Here is a 16012-nt window from a genome sequence, read left to right as displayed (position 1 = left end):
CTCAAATCGCGGCGGACCTTGCCAAAATCACGGGTGCTCCGCAATCGCTGCGAAGGGACTAAGCTGGGCTTTTCCGCTTACCTTCGGTCTATTCCAGCGACCTCTCTCGCGCCGGAATACCAGTGACTAAGCGTCAGAAGTGACTGAAAGACAGCGTCTGCAGCGGGATTTCAGCACCGCTGGTGCCGAGCCAACGCGGCGATCTGGTTCCCTCTTCGGCAACGCCGATGACTGTCACCTGCACATGGCTCCGCTGCGCCGCAGCAAGGAACTGATCCAATTTGCTTTGTGCAACGCCGCAAAGCAGTTCGTAGTCATCGCCGCCGCTGAGTAATCGCGCCAGCTTCGACTCATCGGTTCCCGCGATCGCACGTGCAGCATCCGACAACGGCACTGCGGTAGCGTCGAGAGTCGCCGTGACGCCGGAGGCGGCGCACATCTTGGCGAGATCGCCGGCGAGCCCGTCGGAGATGTCCATCGCCGCGCCGGCAAAGTCGCGCACCGCTTGCGCCAGCGCCGAGCGCGGCTGCGGCACCCGGTAGCGATCGATCAGGAACGCTCGGCCAGCCTCGGTCGCCGCCGTCGCCCGGCCCAGCAGCAGGTCGAGCCCGAGCGCGGCATCGCCGATGGTGCCGGTGACGACGATCGCGTCGCCGGGCCGCAGCGCGTCGCGCGCCACCATCCGGCCCGGGGGCACCCGGCCGAGTGCAGTCACCGAGATCATCATCGGGCCTGGAGTCGACACCGTATCGCCGCCGAGCAGCGGGCAGCGAAACGCCACGGCGTCTTCGCCGAGCGCGGCGGCGAACGGGGCCAAAAAGCCCTCATCGGCCTGGCGCAGCGCCAGCGTCAGCAGAAAGCCGGCCGGCTCGGCGCCCTTGGCGGCCAGATCGGAGAGATTGACCCGGAGTGCCTTGCGGGCGATCGCCGCCGGCGGGTCGTCGGGAAGATAATGCACGCCCTCGACGATCGCGTCGGTGGTCAGCACCAGGTCGCTGCCCGTGGCCGCCAAGACGGCAGCGTCATCCACCAGCCCCCGCGCGCCCGGATCGGTCGCCAGAGGCTTGAAATACCGCGCGATCAGATCGTCTTCACCGGAGGGCATGCGCGGCATCCATGCGTTTGGTCAGGCGAGCTATCAACACGGCCCCGTGCGCTCCCTCGCCCCGCTCTTGCGGCGAGAGGGTTGGGGTGAGGGGCGATGCGGGCACGAAGGATCGGCTCCTGGGAGGCGCCCCCTCACCCGCCCGGCTGCGCCGGTCGACCTCTCCCCGCTCGCGGGGAGAGGTTAGGCCGTGGAGGTTGGCCTAGCTACGCGTAAACTCATCCTCGCGGAACCGCCGCGCGATCTGGTCGAGCACGGCGTTGACCATGCCGGTCTCGTCCTTTTCGACGAAGGCGTGGGCGACGTCGACATATTCGGAGACGACGACGCGCGCCGGGATGTCCTTGCGGTGTTCGAGCTCATAGGCCCCTGCCCGCATCACCGCACGCAGGATGGCGTCGATCCGCGCCAGCGGCCAGCCGCGGGCGAGCAGATCGTCGATCAACGGATCGATCTGCTTCTGCTCGCGCACCACGCCGGCGACGATATCGCGGAAGAACGCGGCTTCGGCCGGCAGATACTGCTCGCCCTCGACCTCGTTGCCGATCCAGAAGCTCTCGAACTCGGCGAAGGTTTCGTTGATCCCGGCGCCACCGATGTCCATCTGGTACAGCGCCTGCACAGCGGCGAGCCGCGCCGCGCCGCGCCGGTTAGCCTTGCGCTCGCCTTTCGGCGTCATCTTTTTAAGATCGGGTTTTTTGAACGCGGGTTTGTTGATCTCGGCCATCGGCATCACGCCTTCGCCAGCCGGCGTTTGATCCGCAGCATCGCCAATGCGGCGCGCGCGGCGTCGCCGCCCTTGTTGAGGTCGCCGGGCTTCGCTCGCGCCCAGGCCTGCTCGTCGGTGTTGACCGTGATGATGCCGTTGCCGAGCGGAAACTTTCGCGCGACGCTGAGGTCCATCAAGGCGCGCGCGGATTCCATCGACACGATCTCGAAATGGATGGTTTCACCGCGCACCACGCACCCGAGCGCGATCGCCGCGTCATACGGCTTGCCGGCGGCTTCAGCGGAATCGATCGCAATCGCGACCGCGGCCGGGATCTCCAGCGCGCCCGGCACGGTCAGGACGTCGTGAGTGGCGCCGGCGGTCTTCAGCTCGGCGACGGCGCCTTCCAACAGCGCGTCCTGGATGTCGTCATAGAACCGCGCCTCGACGATCAGGACGCGCGCGCCCGAAACGTCGGTCTGGTCTTTCAGGGGTGCGCGCCGCGCGTCTGCCATTCTTAGGTCCCGGTGTTTGCCGTCATTGCCGGGCTCGACCCGGCAATCCATCTTGCTTCGCGAATAGACGGACGCGTTCTTGTTAAGAGGATGGATGCGCGGGTCAAGCCCGCGCATGACGGGAGCGTTGCTATTTCATCTCGCTGAGGCGCGCCGCATAGCGCGCCATCAGGTCGACCTCGATATTGACCTCGCTGCCGACCTGCCAGCCGCCCAAAATGGTCGCCGACAGCGTGTGCGGGATGATCAGCACCGAGAATTTGGTGTCCTCGACGGTGTTCACCGTCAGCGAGGTGCCGTCGAGCGTCACCGAGCCCTTCGGCGCGATGAACCGCGCCAGCTCGCGGCTGGTCTCCAGCGTGAACCGCGCCATGTCGGGCAGTTCCTCGCGCGCCACCACCTTGGCGATGCCGTCGACATGGCCGGTGACGATGTGGCCGCCGAGCTCGTCGCCGATCTTCAGCGCGCGCTCGAGGTTGAGCCGGGTGCCGGCGGTCCAGGCTTTCGCCGTGGTCTTGGCCAGTGTCTCGGCGCCGGCATCGACCTCGTACCAGGTCTTGCCGCCTGCGGTGCCGGAGCCGACCACTGTCATGCAGATGCCGTTCGAGGCAATCGAAGCGCCGTCGGCGATGGTCGTCTGGTCGTAGGCGCAGCGGATCCGCAGCCGGTGCAATTGGCCCTGCGCGACCGGCTTGACGGTCTCGATCTCGCCGATGTCGGTGACGATGCCGGTGAACATGGAGTGCCTTTTAGTTCGGGTCGTAAATGGTGAGCGTATCCGCGCCGACGCGCTCGGTAGTGCGGACGCGCCAGTGCGGTGATTCGGTCATTGCCGTCAGCGGCAGGTCGTGCAGCGCGTCGATGCCATCGGCACCGATCGCGTTGTCGCTGCGCCACAGCCAGATCTCGTCAGCAAGTTCGCCGGCGACCAGCGAGGCAGCAACACGGGCGCCGCCTTCGACCAACAGGCGTGTCACACCCTTGTCGGCCAGCGCGTGCAGCACCGCCGGCAGATCGAGACCCGGCGTGTCCGCGCAGTCGGCGACATGAATTACTTCGGCGCCGGCCGCACCGAGCCGAGCAGCCGTGGCGGCTTCGGCGATCTCGGAGGCCATCAGCCACAGCGGCGAGGTGCGCGCCGAATGCAGCAGTTTGCTGGCGGCGGGAATGCGCAAACTCCGATCGAGCACCACCCGGATCGGCGACTGAGCCGCCATCCCGGGGAGCCGGCAGGTCAGCTCCGGATCATCGGACAGCACGGTGCCGATCCCGACCAGCACCGCATCGGAGCGGGCGCGCAGCAGGTGGGTGCGGGCGTTGGCGGCCTCGCCGGTGATCGCGACCGGCTTGCGGCCGGCGACGGCGATCTTACCGTCAGCGGACACCGCAAGCTTCAGCGTCACCTGCGGGCGGCGGTCGCGGATGCGGCGGATGTGGCCGGCATGGTCGCGCGCGGCCTCCTCGGCGCAGACGCCGATCTCGACCGCGATGCCGGCGGCGCGCAGCCGCGCGTGGCCCTGGCCTGCGACCAGCGGATTGGGGTCTTCGACCGCCGACACCACCCGCGCGATTCCAGCGGCAATCACCGCATCAGCGCAAGGCGGCGTGCGGCCGTGATGCGAGCACGGCTCCAGCGTGACGTATAGCGTGGCGCCGCGGGCGGCATCGCCGGCACGGCGCAGCGCTTCGACCTCGGCATGCGGCCGGCCGCCATCCTGGGTCCAGCCGCGGCCGACGATCACGCCGTCCTTGACCAGCACCGCGCCGACCGCGGGATTGGGCGCGGTGCGCCCCTGCCCGCGCCGGCCGAGCGCCAGCGCCAATTGCATGTAGCGGCGATCGGCGGAATCGCCGGCTTTGGCCGCCTTTTCGGCGGCGAGCTTCTGGCCGATCTGCTCCTCCAGGATGCGGAAGATCATTTGCGGACCAGCGCCGCCCTCGCCTCGTCTTCGTGGGAGAGTTCGCCGAGCACGGCCTCGAAATCCTTGGCCTCGCGGAAGTTACGATACACCGAGGCGAAGCGGACATAGGCGACGTCGTCGAGTTTGCGCAGATGATCCATCACGCTCTCGCCGATCGTCTCCGACGAGATCTCGGCCTCGCCGCCGCTTTCCAGCTCGCGCACGATCGCCGACACCATTTGCTCGACCCGCTCCGGATCGACCGGGCGTTTGCGCAAACTGATCTGCACCGAGCGCATCAGCTTGTCGCGATCGAACGGCACCCGGCGGCCGTTGCGCTTGATCACGATCAGCTCGCGGAGCTGCACCCGCTCGAAGGTGGTGAAGCGGAAATTGCAGGCGATGCACACCCGCCGACGCCGGATCACCGAGGAATCCTCGGTCGGCCGGCTATCCTTCACCTGGGTATCGAGGCTGTTGCAGTTCGGGCAGCGCATCGCTCGTTCCCTACGTCATTGCCGGGCTTGACCCGGCAATCCATCATCTTGCGAAGAAGATGGATGCCCGGGTCAAGCCCGGGCATGACGGGCCGTTGATCGTTACTGATAAATCGGGAAGCGGTCGGTCAATTCCTTCACCCGCTGCTTCACCGAAGCTTCCACCAGCGGCGCCGCGCCGTCGGACGATTGTGCAATCGCGTTCAGCACTTCGGCGATCAAGTGACCAACCTGCTGGAACTCGGCAACGCCGAAACCGCGGGTCGTCGCCGCCGGGGTGCCGAGGCGCAGGCCCGAAGTCACGAACGGCTTCTCCGGGTCGAACGGGATACCGTTCTTGTTGCAGGTGATGCCGGCGCGGACCAGCGCCTTCTCCGAGACGTTACCCTTCAGCCCCTTCGGCCGCAGGTCGACCAGCATCAGATGGTTGTCGGTGCCGCCCGAAACCAGATCGAAGCCGGCCGAGCGCAGCGTTTCCGCAAGCGCCTTGGCGTTTTCGACGACGTTCTTCGTGTAAACCTTGAAGTCGGGCTGCAGCGCTTCCTTGAACGCCACTGCCTTGGCGGCGATCACGTGCATCAGCGGGCCACCCTGCAGGCCGGGGAAGATCGCCGAATTGAACTTCTTGGCCAGCGCTTCATCGTTGGTGAGGATCAGGCCGCCGCGCGGGCCACGCAGCGACTTGTGAGTCGTCGTCGTGGTGACGTGGGCATGGGGCACCGGCGAAGCATGGACGCCGCCCGCCACGAGGCCGGCGAAGTGCGCCATGTCGACCATGAAATAAGCCCCGACGCTGTCGGCGATCTCGCGGAAGCGCTTGAAGTCCCAGGCGCGCGGATAGGCCGAGCCGCCGGCGATGATCAGCTTCGGCTTGGCTTCCTCGGCGAGCTTGGCGACCGCATCCATATCGATCATCTGGTCTTCGCGGCGCACCGTATAGTGCACCGGCTTGAACCACTTGCCGCTCATGTTGACGGGGGCGCCGTGGGTGAGATGGCCGCCGGCAGCGAGATCGAGGCCCATGAAGGTATCGCCGGGCTGCAGCAGCGCCAGGAACACCGCCTGGTTCATCTGGCTGCCGGAGTTCGGCTGGACGTTGGCGAAATTGGCGCCGAACAGCTTCTTGGCGCGGTCGATCGCCAGATTCTCAGCAACGTCGACGAATTCGCAGCCGCCGTAATAGCGGTTGCCCGGATAGCCTTCCGCATACTTGTTGGTCATCACCGAGCCCTGCGCTTCCAGCACCGCGCGGCTGACGATGTTCTCGGAGGCGATCAGCTCGACCTCGTGGCGCTGGCGGCCGAGTTCGCCGCGGATCGCAGCGGCGATCTCGGGATCGGCCTGCTCCAGCGAGGCGGAGAAGAAGCTGTCGGGCGCGGACGCGGGATTGGCTGTGCTCATGGGAAAAGTCTCCACCGTCGCAGCCGGTTCATCGGGTGCGAGCGGTTACGGGATAGCGGTTCGGAAGCGGCGGCTGGGCCATAGCACATCCGCCCCCGCCGGCCAAGGATCTGAACCATGCATTGCGGCATCCGGCCTCAGCCCCGCCCAGATATGGTGGCTGCGACAGAGTTGCAGAAGGGGGAGTCAAACTGCCTCGAAACTCCTGGTTTTGTGCCGACCGGCGGTTCTGCCAGCTCCCTTTTCCCTTTGCGGAGGGGGCCGTGGCCGTCGACCAGCCAGGTCTCATGTCAGGTCAGGCCCGCCCTGCCCTCGACAGCGCCACCCATCGGACTTAGCTTTTCGCCATGAACCTGATCCGCCGCACCTTCGATCTCGACTTGGCGACCGACGAGCGCTTGAGGGCGCTTGCGGCCGAGCGTGGTCAAGACGAAGCAGCGGTGCTCGCCAAAGCACTCGCGCTGCTCGACTCAGTGGGCGAGATCGAAATTCCCGATGTTGCTGAAGATCGTCGGCGTCTCGACCGGTTTCGGGAAACCGGTGAAGCGGTGCCGATTGCCGAAGTCCGGGCCTGGGTCGAAAGCTGGGGCACCGATAGAGAGTTGCCACGACCATCGGCGCGACTGGTGGGATGATCCGGTTCGCACCGGAAGCCGTCGACGATTTAGCGCGTGCGTGACTTTCTTGAGGTGAACAGCCCTGACGCTGCCGAGCGCGCTATCTCCACGCTCTTTGCTGCCCTTCAGCGCCTCGAAGACTTTCCGAATCTCGATCGTCCGACCGGCGACGACAGTATTCGTCAAAGAGTCGTTCCGTTCGGATCGGCCTGTTACGTCCTGCGGGTTTGGCACGGTCGCGAGGCGCGGACGTGAGCCGTGGCGTTAGCGTGACGCAGAGTTGATCGTGGCATCGCTGGCTCGGCTTACTGACAAACAAACCGGCATGACCTGTCCAACTCCCCTCCCCCTTGCAGGGAGGGGTCGGGGGTGGGGGCCGCGAGTCGAAAGCCTGCCACTCGGCAAAGCTGATCGCCGAACTTAGCGTTTGACGGGATCTCGACAGGAGCGCAACCGGCTACGATCAACGGCGATGTGTCCAGACCAGGACGCACCCGCGCCATCCCCTCGCCGCTCGGATCGGAGATCGCCCATGCTGACCGCAAAAAGACCCCGAGCCGTTCAATGGCGCTGATCGACAAATACGTGCCGGCGTTCAGCTTCAACGAGCGTCACGCCGTCCTGGTCGACGCGCCGGGCGACAAGGTGCTGGCCGCAATTCTCGGCTTCCGGCCGGAAGATGATCCGTTCTTCCGCCTGATGATCACCTTGCGCGAACTGCCGATGCGCGCCGCGCGCGTGTTCGGCGGCGGCGGGCAAGTCTCGCCCAAGGTTTTCGGCATCGACGACTTCACCCTGCTGGAGCACGACGACCGCGAAGTGGTGTTCGGACTGGTCGGCCAATTCTGGCGTCCCGACTTCGGCCTCGCCCGCATTCCTGACGGCGCTGCTTTCGCCGCGTTTCAGCGCGCCGGCTACGTCAAGCTCGCGCTCAACTTCGCGACCGATGCGCAAAGCGACGGCCGCATTCGCCTGACGACCGAGACCCGCGCCTTCTGCCCCGATCGTAGCGCTCGCCTGAAGCTGCTGCCGTATTGGTACGCCGTCCGCCCGTTCAGCGGCCTGATCCGCCGCCGCATCCTCGCCGGCCTGAAGCGCCGCAGTGAGACTGCGGGCGCGACCGCACCAGCGTAGCCCAGATCCACGAATCTATGCGGGCTTGATCGCTAGTTCTCCTCCCGCTTTGTTGAGCCACAACTGGCCGGAGCAAGTGAAAATCGCGTCCGGCGCGATGCTAGAGCTGACGCCATCGATCCCTCAGCAACAAGGAGCCGCCGAGTGATTCAGCAAGGCACGATCGCCACGAAGTTCTCGTCATTCTCAGAGCACTGGCGTCCGAAGGTGATCGCCTGCCTCAACGGCTAGGAGCTGAAGTGGTGAAGATCCAGGGCGTGTTTCCGTGGCACCTGCACGAGGATTGCGACGAGATGTTTCTGGTCTGGAAGCCGCTTCCGTGTCGAGTTTGGCGACCACGTCGTCGATATGGGCCTGGCGACTACACCGTGGTCCCGCGCGGCATCGAGCACTGCACCGCGGTCGACGACGAAGTCGAAGTGACGATCTTTGAGCCCGCCGAAGTTCGCAACGCCGGTAATGTCGTGGACGACACCTTCACGGCGCCGCAGGGAGTGGTGATGACTAAGAACAAATCAGAACCTTTGAAACGAAATAGCTTGGCAACAAATTGGAACCGCGACATCATTTCAAACGATGGCAGGCCTCATTTTCTGCGGAGCGTAGAACTATGGAGGACTCACAAAAGGGATTGCGAGTTCGCAACTTCTTTCAAATAGAGGCGAGCACCCTTCTCGAACGCTACCGAATTATCGAAACTTTGTTGCCCCGCCCGTCCGCAAGAGGCGCTGCGCACCCCGGCGAGGAAGGCCGATACATAGAAAGTCTGCTGCGGTCTTTTCTCAACAAGCACCTACCCAGGAATCTCCGCGCAGTCTCAGGCTTTGTGTTGTGCCCTGCCACTAAGACAGGCATACAGAATCTTGAGCGAGTAACTGAGCATCATGATCGCCACAGTCGTCAGATCGATATTATAGTATATGACTTTGATGCCTATCCAATTTTTGAGCAGTTCGAAGAGTTCTGCATCGTCCCCCCGGAGGGAGTGATTGGACTCGTTTCGGTGAAAAAGACACTCTATAGAAAGGACATCGAAGGCGAGATAGGGACTTTGAAGCAGGTCGCAGATCTTTGTTTTCAAAGAAAGCGACGTGGTCCTTACACCGGACTATTCGCATTCTCATCTGACGATGACAACGACGACACGCTCAACCGGCGGATCTTCGAGGCAATACATAGAACGCACTCGGGGCAATCTTTTGATGCAATGCTCAACGAGGCATCGGTACTGGCTCGGACGTGCATCTTCAAAAATCGAATCGAACATGGCCGCGATAACAGCGCCAAATACGTGGCCGTCGATTGTCGTCAAGAGCCACACATCGCACTTCAACGCTTACTTCAGAGCTTGCTCTCCGTATATTATGACGAAACTCGCGGTTCAGGGAAGCAGCGCCCGGGATTTGTCTCCTTTCGGAAACGCACCTTCGCGGATTCACCAGAACTCGGGTTAGTCGCTTACGCAAAAGCGGATCAATAGATCTTCAAGAGTGTCGCTATAGATCACAGTGCGACGGCACAAGATTGGTCTGGATGCGGGCGGCAAGGTCCGGAGTGAGCAGGCTGGCGGTGACGATCTCGACGCGGCAACTGAGCAGCGCTTCGAGCGCCTGCTCGGTACGGGCGAGGTCGTAGAGCGAGGTCGTCGGGGCGGCATCGACCAGAATGTCGAGATCGCTCCGGCGAATACCTTCGCCGCAGGCGACCGAGCCGAACAGGCGCGGATTGGTCTTGACGAACTCGCTCAGGATCTCGCCCAGCCGACCGCAGTGCTCCGCGATGGCTTCGGAAGGTCTTGCGAGTTCGATCGCTCTCTCACCATAACTTACGGTAACAGATCGGGGTCGCAACGCCGGGGTGAATTTGCGACCTGAGCTCGGCGACTGGATCGCCGGCATATCCCGGATGTCGTGGTGCTCATCCGGGCTACCGCTGGACTCACAGCGTCTCCTGCTTCGCCCCGCATTCCTTGCAGACGTAGGCCACGCGGGTGACGCCCTTCGGCGCCTTGACCTTGTTCGGCGCGCCGCATTTGCCGCAGGTGGTGTTGATCACGGTGTCGCCCTGCTTCACTGTGACGTTGCGGTTCGCCATCGCCTCGCGCATCAGCCGTTCGGCCTCTTCGCGCATCGCCTTCTTGTCCATGTCGTCCATCGTTCGTTGTGTCGTCGCCCGCGTTGTAGCGCAGCGCGATGACGGCGGCCGCATCAAATCCGCAGCACCCGGCGAAAATCGGTTGACAGCGGCGCTGCATAACCGCCCTCGCCTCAGCGCTCGTCCGCCGCCCTGCGGACGCTGCAACCGCCTGCAGGGCATGACCAAGCTGCCGCGATGCCCCTTGCAATGCGCGCGCGGCTCGCCAATCTCTGCTGTTCCCCAACCACAATCCGAACTCAATCCGGAGCCCATCGATGACCGACGCCCCCTACACGCCGCCCAAAGTCTGGACCTGGGACAAGGAGAACGGCGGCAAATTCGCGTCGATCAACCGCCCGATTGCCGGCCCCACCCATGACAAGGAGCTGCCGGTCGGCAAGCATCCGCTGCAGCTGTATTCGCTGGCGACGCCGAACGGCCAGAAGGTGACGATCCTGCTCGAAGAACTGCTGGCGCGCGGCCACACCGGCGCCGAATACGACGCCTGGCTGATCAAGATCGGCGACGGCGACCAGTTCTCGTCGGGCTTCGTGCAGGTCAATCCGAATTCGAAGATCCCGGCGCTGCTCGATCGTTCGGTGAACCCGCCGCAGCGCGTGTTCGAATCCGGCTCGATCCTGCTCTACCTCGCCGAGAAGTTCGGCGAATTCATCCCGAAGGATCCGGCCGGCCGCACCGAGTGCCTGAACTGGCTGTTCTGGCAGATGGGCTCGGCCCCGTATCTCGGCGGCGGCTTCGGCCATTTCTATGCCTATGCGCCGGAGAAGTGGGAATACCCGATCAACCGCTTCGCCATGGAGGTGAAGCGGCAGATGGACGTGCTCGACCACCGGCTGGCCGAGACCGAGTATCTGGCCGGCGCCGAATACTCGATCGCCGACATCGCGGTGTGGCCGTGGTACGGCGGGCTCGCCAACGGCGTGTTGTATGGCGACAGCGCCACCTTCCTGGATGTGGCCAGCTACAAGAACGTGCAGCGCTGGACCAAGGCGATTGGGGCCCGTCCCGCGGTGAAGCGCGGCCGCATCGTCAACCGCATCAGCGGCGACCTCTCCACCCAGCTCCACGAACGCCACGACGCCGGCGACTTCGAGACCAAGACGCAGGACAAGCTCGAGGCGAAGTAATCTCTCCCGCACCTCGTCATTCCGGGGCGCGCGCAGCGCGAACCCGGAATCCCGAGGTCATCGCGCACTGCGTTTCCCCAAGCTCCAGATGCCGGGTTCGCTCACTGACGTGAGCGCCCCGGAATGACGGCCTGGAAGGCCGCGCCGAACTACACGCTATGCCTGGGAGTCGCGACTTTGCCCTGGGTGGTCGCGATGCCCATCTCGAAGCTGTCGGCGATGCGGCGGGCGCGGATGATGAACTCGGCTGCCACCTCCGGGGTGAACAGCTCGGTCGCGGTCGCTTCGAACAGCTTCAGCCAGCGGTCGAAATGCTCCGGCGCCAGGTTGAGCATCAGATGCGGCCGCATCGGCCGGCCGCCATATCGCCCGGTCTTCAGCAGCATCGACGACCAGAAATCGGTGATCTGGGCGATGTGGTGATCCCAATCGTGCACGGCGGAGGCGAAAATCGGCCCGATCACCTCGTCTTCCCGGGCGCGGCCATAGAAGGTCCGCACCAGCTGGGCGATCTGGTCGTCGTTCAGAATGTCCGAATGGGCAAGGCTCATGGCAACGATGTAGGCCACCCGGGGGCCCGGCTCAAGGCGGCGCCCCTGGCGGTCGTCAGCTCGTCGCCTGCCCTTCCAGAACCGCCAGATCGCGTTCCAAGAGCGGCAGCTGCTCGATCGCGAAGCGGCGGATCAGGTCGTTGTCCGGATGCAGCATAAACCGCCGCATCAGCGCAATCATGCGGCGGAATTCCTTGATCTGCTTGGCATGGAAGTCGGTCATGAACCGCTCGCCGACCGCGCCGCGCAGGCCCGCCAGCTCGTTGCTGAGGATCACGTTGGGGTGGTCCGGGAAGTCGATCGACAGCAGCGTGAAGGTGTTGAGGCGGAACACCTGCTGGTCGCGCTCGCGCGCCTGGCGCGCCTGCGTGATCGCGAATTGCCGCAGCGCGTCGTCCCCGCGTGAATCCGCCAGAGCCGCGGCCTGGGCCTGAAACATGTTGAACTGGTGCAGATAGCGCAGCACGTCGGCGGCGTTCGGCGGCCAGCCGAACACCTGCTTGATCCCAAGGCCTTCAATCAGAGCGTGCTTGCGGGGCGTTTCCTGTCCCGCGATCACGCCGGTAACGATGACGATGGCGGGAAGGATCGCAACCAGTCCTGCGATCAGCCGCATCATCATGGTTCACCGCCGTGCTACATCCCCGTGTAGCCAGCTTTCACCGGATCATTGCTGCCGTCAAGCTCGCGCAGATAGACCAGACCGCACACCGTCAGGCGGTTGTCGTCGGTCTCGCCGGCTTCGAACAGCGTGCGAATGTAGGTCTCGACTTTGGCTTTGGCGTTCTCCGCCGCTTCCTGGTTGGTCAGCAGCCCATAGGTCTGGATCACGCGGTCGATGGCGCGTTGCATATCGTCCCCTTTGCTGTCAGGCCGCGATCTTCGCGGACTCGAAAATGGAGATGGCCTTGTTGGCGAGCCGGATCGGATGGGTCTCGCCGCGCTGGAACATCCGCACGATCGACTCCAGCAGCGCGTCGTGGGTCGCTGTGGTGTCGGGAATCGAGCCGGTGCGGCGCAGATAGTTCGCCGCGATATCGTAGGCCTTTCCGATCGTATCGACGTTCATCACCCGAAGCCCTCGCTCGATCAGCATCGTCCTCTCCAACGGCTGGCGCAGGGATAAGTACGGGCGGCGGCGAAGGTTCCCTTTGGTTCCGGGGAAATTTGGCGGCGCAAAACAAATCGGCCTCCCTTGTGGGGAGGCCGAAGGACGACAGGTCTGGAGACTGACAGCGCGCGGGCCTGCTTCTTGATGAGCAGCGGCTCGGCGGATCGCCGGCCGACGTTGGCGCGTATGTTTGGACGGCTTACAGCCGATACAGGATCTGGTCGGTCCAGAACCGCTCGAGGCGGTGCAGCGACTTGTTGAGCGTGGCGAACTCCTCGCTGGAGATGCCGCCGACCTGCTCCACCGTCTTGACGTGCTTCTGATACAGCGCGTCGACGATGTGGCGGACTTCCTGGCCCTGCGGGGTCAGACGGATCCGCACCGAGCGGCGATCGACACGCGACCGCTGATGATCGAGGAAACCGAGCTCGACCAGCTTCTTCAGATTGTAGGAAACGTTGGAGCCAAGGTAGTAACCGCGCGTGCGTAGTTCGCCCGCGGTCAGTTCCTTGTCACCGATGTTGTACAGCAGCAGCGCCTGAACCGAGTTGATATCGGCGCGACCGCGACGGTCGAACTCGTCCTTGATGACGTCGAGCAACCGGCGGTGCAGTCGCTCTACCAAGGTGAGCGCCTCGAGATAGAGCGGCTGGACCGGCGTGTTGGCTGCTACTGCGGGTGCGGAGGTTTCCGCCGCCGTGGCGACTGCTTTGATCATGACACTTCCCCTGTCGTCTTTTTTGATCGACTTATTCGACGAAACTTCTGTCTCGTCTGATAGGTCCACCTTAAGGGGCCGCTTTGAACATCAGCTTAAATAAGACGATAAAGAGATCATGAATTTAAGACAGTGAACCGTGCATTAAGCCTGCAAATCAAGGGCTTTTTGCAACGTTTGATTCACGGATCGACGGCGATTCAAGGGTTTTCCGGATCGCCTTGTCGCATTTGAAGACAGCTTCGTTCGAATTTGAAAGATCTGCGTAACGGATCCGCCGGACCGTCCGCGATCCGGTTAAGGTCTTCACAACCCTATCCGGACCGCGTTTCGTAAAATGCCGCGAGCTCGTTTACGCGACGCCGCGGTTGCGGCCTTCCCAATATGGGGCACGCAGCACCTTGCGATCGATCTTGCCGAGGCCGGTGACCGGAATCGCCTCGACGAAGTCGATCGACTTCGGTGACCACGGCGCGCCGCGTTTGTCTTTGACATGCGCCTGCAGTTCGGCGGCGTCGTTGTTGGCGCCGGGCTTCAGCACCACGAACGCCTTCACCGCCTCGCCCCATTTGTCGTCGGGCACGCCGATCACCGCAGCGGACGCAACCGCATGGTGCGCCATCAACGCATCCTCGACCTCGCGCGGATAGATGTTGAATCCGCCGGAGATGATCATGTCCTTGGTGCGGTCGACGATATAGAGATAGCCGTCGGCGTCTTTCACGGCGACGTCGCCGGTGTGCAGCCAACCGCCGCGGAACGCCTCCGCCGTCGCTTCAGGCCGCTTCCAATAGCCGTCCATCACCAGCGTGCCGCGCACGCAGATCTCGCCCGGCTCGCCGGTGCCGACTTCACGCATCTCGGAGTCGAACAGTTTGACGTCGAGCAGCGGGCTCGGCCGACCGCACGAACCGAGACGGCCGGGCTTGGTGTCGTCATGATCGACCTTGCGCATCGTGGTGATGCATTGCGGCGCTTCGGTCTGGCCGTAGAGCTGCACGAACACGTTGCCGAAGATCTTGATGCCTTCGCGCAGGCGATCCGGCGACATCGGCGCGGCGCCGTACACGATCATGTCGAGCGACGACAGATCGTGACGCGCCCTCACCTCCGCAGCATCGATCAGCGCGTAGATCAGCGTCGGCACCAGGAACACCGCGGTGATCTTGTCCTCGGCGATGACGCGGCAATACGACTCGACCTCGAAGCCCTGCACCAGCCGCGTGAAGCCGCCGCGCATCATCACCGGATAGACGGTGACGCCGGCGGCGTGGCTGATCGGCGTCGCGGCGAGATAGCGGATGTCGGCGGGCCAGTCCCAGTCCGAATACAGGATCACCGCCATCGTGGTCAGCGCGCGATGCGGGATCATCACGCCCTTGGAGCGGCCCGTGGTGCCGCCGGTGTAAGCCAGCCACGCGATGTCGGAGGTCGTGCTGTCGTCGACCAGCGGCGCCGGCTGCACCGCCGCGAAGCCTTCGAGCAGATCGCGGGCGCCGTTCACCGCCCCGAACGACAACAGATGTTTCAGGCCGGGCACGCGGGCGCGGATCGCTTCGCCGCGCGCGGCGAACTTGCCGCCTTCGACGATCAGCGCGTCGATCTCGGCATCCTCGATGATGAAGGCGTGGTCGTCTTCGGCCGCCATCGGATGCAGCGGCGTATAGCGCATCCCCATCACGGTGGCGGCGCAGATCGCGGCCCAGGATTCGGCGCGGTTCGACGACAGGATCGACAGCGCGCTGCCCTTGGCGAGGCCGCAGTCGCGAAACAGTGTGATGAAGCGGCCGATCGCCTCGCCGAGTTCGCGATAGCTCCAGCGGATGCTGCCATCGGCGATCGCCGGACGATCGCCGTAACGCGCGATCGCATTGACGATCAGGCTGCCGCCGGTGCCGCCGGAATGAAGCTGGTCCATGGTTTCCCCCTTATGTTTTGGTTGTTGTTGATACGGCGCCGCCTTGCGTGATGCGGCAGCGCTCGCAAGAGCTGCCGCTATGGCGGCCGTTCGCGCGCCGCCATCCAGGCGAGCGCCAGATAGGCGGCGAGCAGTAGCGCTTCGCCGAGCACCACCAGCAGGCTGCCGCCATAGATGGCCGGGAACATCAGTTCGATCACCGCCATCGACACCACGGTCGTCAGCCACACCACGGCGCCCCATGGCGTCGCGAGCCACAGCCCGACGGCGGCGACCAGCTCGATCACCGCGAAATAGATCGTGGCGGTCTGCCAGGCCATAGTCTGGACTTCGAACGCGTCGTCTTCGCCGCCGACGAAGCCGGTGATCTGCGCCCAATGGTAGAGGCCCTTGGCGACCGACAGCACCGCCATCACCCGCAGGAACAGCACCAGGCGCCGCGTCCAGTCGTTCTCATGATTGTCGGGCCGCTCCGGCGAGATCGCCGCGACCGAAATCGCCTGGTCTCTCGGCGGTTGTTCGCGTGGTGGAAGTTCGGACATGCGGCTCGG

Annotated in this window: 22 protein-coding genes; 6 read left to right on the top strand and 16 right to left on the bottom strand. The window is 64.2% G+C overall.

The window, feature by feature from the left end:
• Positions 1-133 precede the first annotated feature (133 nt).
• From thiL to glyA, 7 genes are all read right to left on the bottom strand, one after another.
• Positions 134-1105, bottom strand: a complete 972-nt coding sequence (gene thiL / locus HZF03_RS13610; protein WP_119017734.1) for a thiamine-phosphate kinase — start codon at positions 1103-1105, stop codon at positions 134-136.
• A 202-nt stretch (positions 1106-1307) separates the two neighbouring features.
• Positions 1308-1832 carry a transcription antitermination factor NusB gene (gene nusB, locus HZF03_RS13605; RefSeq protein WP_011158280.1) on the bottom strand — a complete coding sequence of 175 codons (525 nt, stop codon included), beginning with the start codon at positions 1830-1832 and terminating at the stop codon, positions 1308-1310.
• A gap of 5 nt (positions 1833-1837) precedes the next feature.
• Positions 1838-2329, bottom strand: coding sequence for a 6,7-dimethyl-8-ribityllumazine synthase (gene ribH, locus HZF03_RS13600; RefSeq protein ID WP_119017728.1), 492 nt, complete (start codon positions 2327-2329; stop codon positions 1838-1840).
• A gap of 130 nt (positions 2330-2459) precedes the next feature.
• On the bottom strand, positions 2460-3068 hold the full coding sequence (locus HZF03_RS13595; RefSeq protein WP_012496147.1) for a riboflavin synthase: 609 nt from the start codon (positions 3066-3068) through the stop codon (positions 2460-2462).
• Positions 3069-3078: 10 nt separating this feature from the next.
• The gene (gene ribD, locus HZF03_RS13590; protein ID WP_119017727.1) at positions 3079-4248 is read right to left on the bottom strand and encodes a bifunctional diaminohydroxyphosphoribosylaminopyrimidine deaminase/5-amino-6-(5-phosphoribosylamino)uracil reductase RibD; all 1170 of its coding nucleotides are present in this window, start codon (positions 4246-4248) and stop codon (positions 3079-3081) included.
• Positions 4245-4727 (bottom strand): transcriptional regulator NrdR, encoded by a 483-nt coding sequence (nrdR, locus tag HZF03_RS13585; protein ID WP_011158276.1) that lies wholly within the window; start codon positions 4725-4727, stop codon positions 4245-4247. The genes ribD and nrdR overlap by 4 nt, the downstream gene beginning before the upstream one ends.
• A 102-nt stretch (positions 4728-4829) precedes the next feature.
• Positions 4830-6128, bottom strand: coding sequence for a serine hydroxymethyltransferase (glyA, locus tag HZF03_RS13580; RefSeq protein WP_011158275.1), 1299 nt, complete (start codon positions 6126-6128; stop codon positions 4830-4832).
• A gap of 347 nt (positions 6129-6475) precedes the next feature.
• Here glyA and HZF03_RS13575 point away from each other — a divergent pair, with 347 nt between their 5' ends.
• The 5 genes from HZF03_RS13575 (at position 6476) to HZF03_RS13555 (ending at position 9359) form a co-directional block, all read left to right on the top strand.
• Entirely contained in the window at positions 6476-6763 is a 288-nt protein-coding gene (locus HZF03_RS13575) for a hypothetical protein (RefSeq protein ID WP_119017726.1), read from the top strand.
• Between the two features lie 36 nt (positions 6764-6799).
• Positions 6800-7000: a type II toxin-antitoxin system RelE/ParE family toxin gene (locus tag HZF03_RS13570; protein ID WP_119017725.1), complete on the top strand. Its 201-nt coding sequence runs from the start codon at positions 6800-6802 to the stop codon at positions 6998-7000.
• A 309-nt stretch (positions 7001-7309) separates the two neighbouring features.
• Positions 7310-7879 carry a hypothetical protein gene (locus HZF03_RS13565; RefSeq protein ID WP_119017724.1) on the top strand — a complete coding sequence of 190 codons (570 nt, stop codon included), beginning with the start codon at positions 7310-7312 and terminating at the stop codon, positions 7877-7879.
• Between the two features lie 239 nt (positions 7880-8118).
• Positions 8119-8538 carry a cupin domain-containing protein gene (locus HZF03_RS13560; RefSeq protein WP_179906166.1) on the top strand — a complete coding sequence of 140 codons (420 nt, stop codon included), beginning with the start codon at positions 8119-8121 and terminating at the stop codon, positions 8536-8538.
• A complete protein-coding gene (locus HZF03_RS13555; RefSeq protein ID WP_165858098.1) occupies positions 8490-9359 on the top strand; it encodes a DUF6602 domain-containing protein in 870 nt (289 codons plus the stop codon). The genes HZF03_RS13560 and HZF03_RS13555 overlap by 49 nt, the downstream gene beginning before the upstream one ends.
• 16 nt (positions 9360-9375) lie before the next feature.
• On the opposite strand, the gene HZF03_RS13550 is transcribed toward HZF03_RS13555, so the two are convergent.
• Together HZF03_RS13550 and HZF03_RS13545 are read right to left on the bottom strand one after the other, a co-directional pair.
• On the bottom strand, positions 9376-9777 hold the full coding sequence (locus tag HZF03_RS13550) for a nucleotidyltransferase family protein (protein WP_119017722.1): 402 nt from the start codon (positions 9775-9777) through the stop codon (positions 9376-9378).
• A gap of 40 nt (positions 9778-9817) precedes the next feature.
• Positions 9818-10024 carry a hypothetical protein gene (locus tag HZF03_RS13545; protein WP_012496141.1) on the bottom strand — a complete coding sequence of 69 codons (207 nt, stop codon included), beginning with the start codon at positions 10022-10024 and terminating at the stop codon, positions 9818-9820.
• A 266-nt stretch (positions 10025-10290) separates the two neighbouring features.
• Between HZF03_RS13545 and yghU the strand changes: the two genes are divergently transcribed.
• A complete protein-coding gene (yghU, locus tag HZF03_RS13540; RefSeq protein ID WP_119017721.1) occupies positions 10291-11163 on the top strand; it encodes a glutathione-dependent disulfide-bond oxidoreductase in 873 nt (290 codons plus the stop codon).
• A gap of 149 nt (positions 11164-11312) precedes the next feature.
• On the opposite strand, the gene HZF03_RS13535 is transcribed toward yghU, so the two are convergent.
• The 7 genes from HZF03_RS13535 to HZF03_RS13505 all read right to left on the bottom strand — a co-directional run bounded on the left by HZF03_RS13535 (position 11313) and on the right by HZF03_RS13505 (position 16003).
• Positions 11313-11714, bottom strand: coding sequence for a group III truncated hemoglobin (locus tag HZF03_RS13535; RefSeq protein ID WP_012496139.1), 402 nt, complete (start codon positions 11712-11714; stop codon positions 11313-11315).
• 55 nt (positions 11715-11769) lie between these two features.
• A complete protein-coding gene (locus tag HZF03_RS13530; RefSeq protein WP_012496138.1) occupies positions 11770-12336 on the bottom strand; it encodes a DUF4142 domain-containing protein in 567 nt (188 codons plus the stop codon).
• Positions 12337-12350: 14 nt separating this feature from the next.
• Positions 12351-12566, bottom strand: coding sequence for a hypothetical protein (locus HZF03_RS13525; protein ID WP_011158268.1), 216 nt, complete (start codon positions 12564-12566; stop codon positions 12351-12353).
• A 16-nt stretch (positions 12567-12582) separates the two neighbouring features.
• A complete protein-coding gene (locus HZF03_RS13520) occupies positions 12583-12810 on the bottom strand; it encodes a hypothetical protein (protein WP_011158267.1) in 228 nt (75 codons plus the stop codon).
• A gap of 214 nt (positions 12811-13024) precedes the next feature.
• Positions 13025-13543, bottom strand: coding sequence for a transcriptional regulator LdtR (ldtR, locus tag HZF03_RS13515; RefSeq protein ID WP_012496137.1), 519 nt, complete (start codon positions 13541-13543; stop codon positions 13025-13027).
• A 352-nt stretch (positions 13544-13895) separates the two neighbouring features.
• Positions 13896-15461 (bottom strand): AMP-binding protein, encoded by a 1566-nt coding sequence (locus tag HZF03_RS13510; protein WP_119017720.1) that lies wholly within the window; start codon positions 15459-15461, stop codon positions 13896-13898.
• A gap of 77 nt (positions 15462-15538) precedes the next feature.
• On the bottom strand, positions 15539-16003 hold the full coding sequence (locus HZF03_RS13505) for a DUF6163 family protein (RefSeq protein ID WP_011158264.1): 465 nt from the start codon (positions 16001-16003) through the stop codon (positions 15539-15541).
• Positions 16004-16012: the final 9 nt, after the last annotated feature.

The sequence above is a fragment of the Rhodopseudomonas palustris genome (assembly GCF_013415845.1).
Taxonomy (GTDB): Bacteria; Pseudomonadota; Alphaproteobacteria; order Rhizobiales; family Xanthobacteraceae; genus Rhodopseudomonas; species Rhodopseudomonas palustris_F.
The sequence above is the reverse complement of the archived record's forward strand: the minus strand, read 5'-3'. Positions and strand labels throughout refer to the sequence as shown.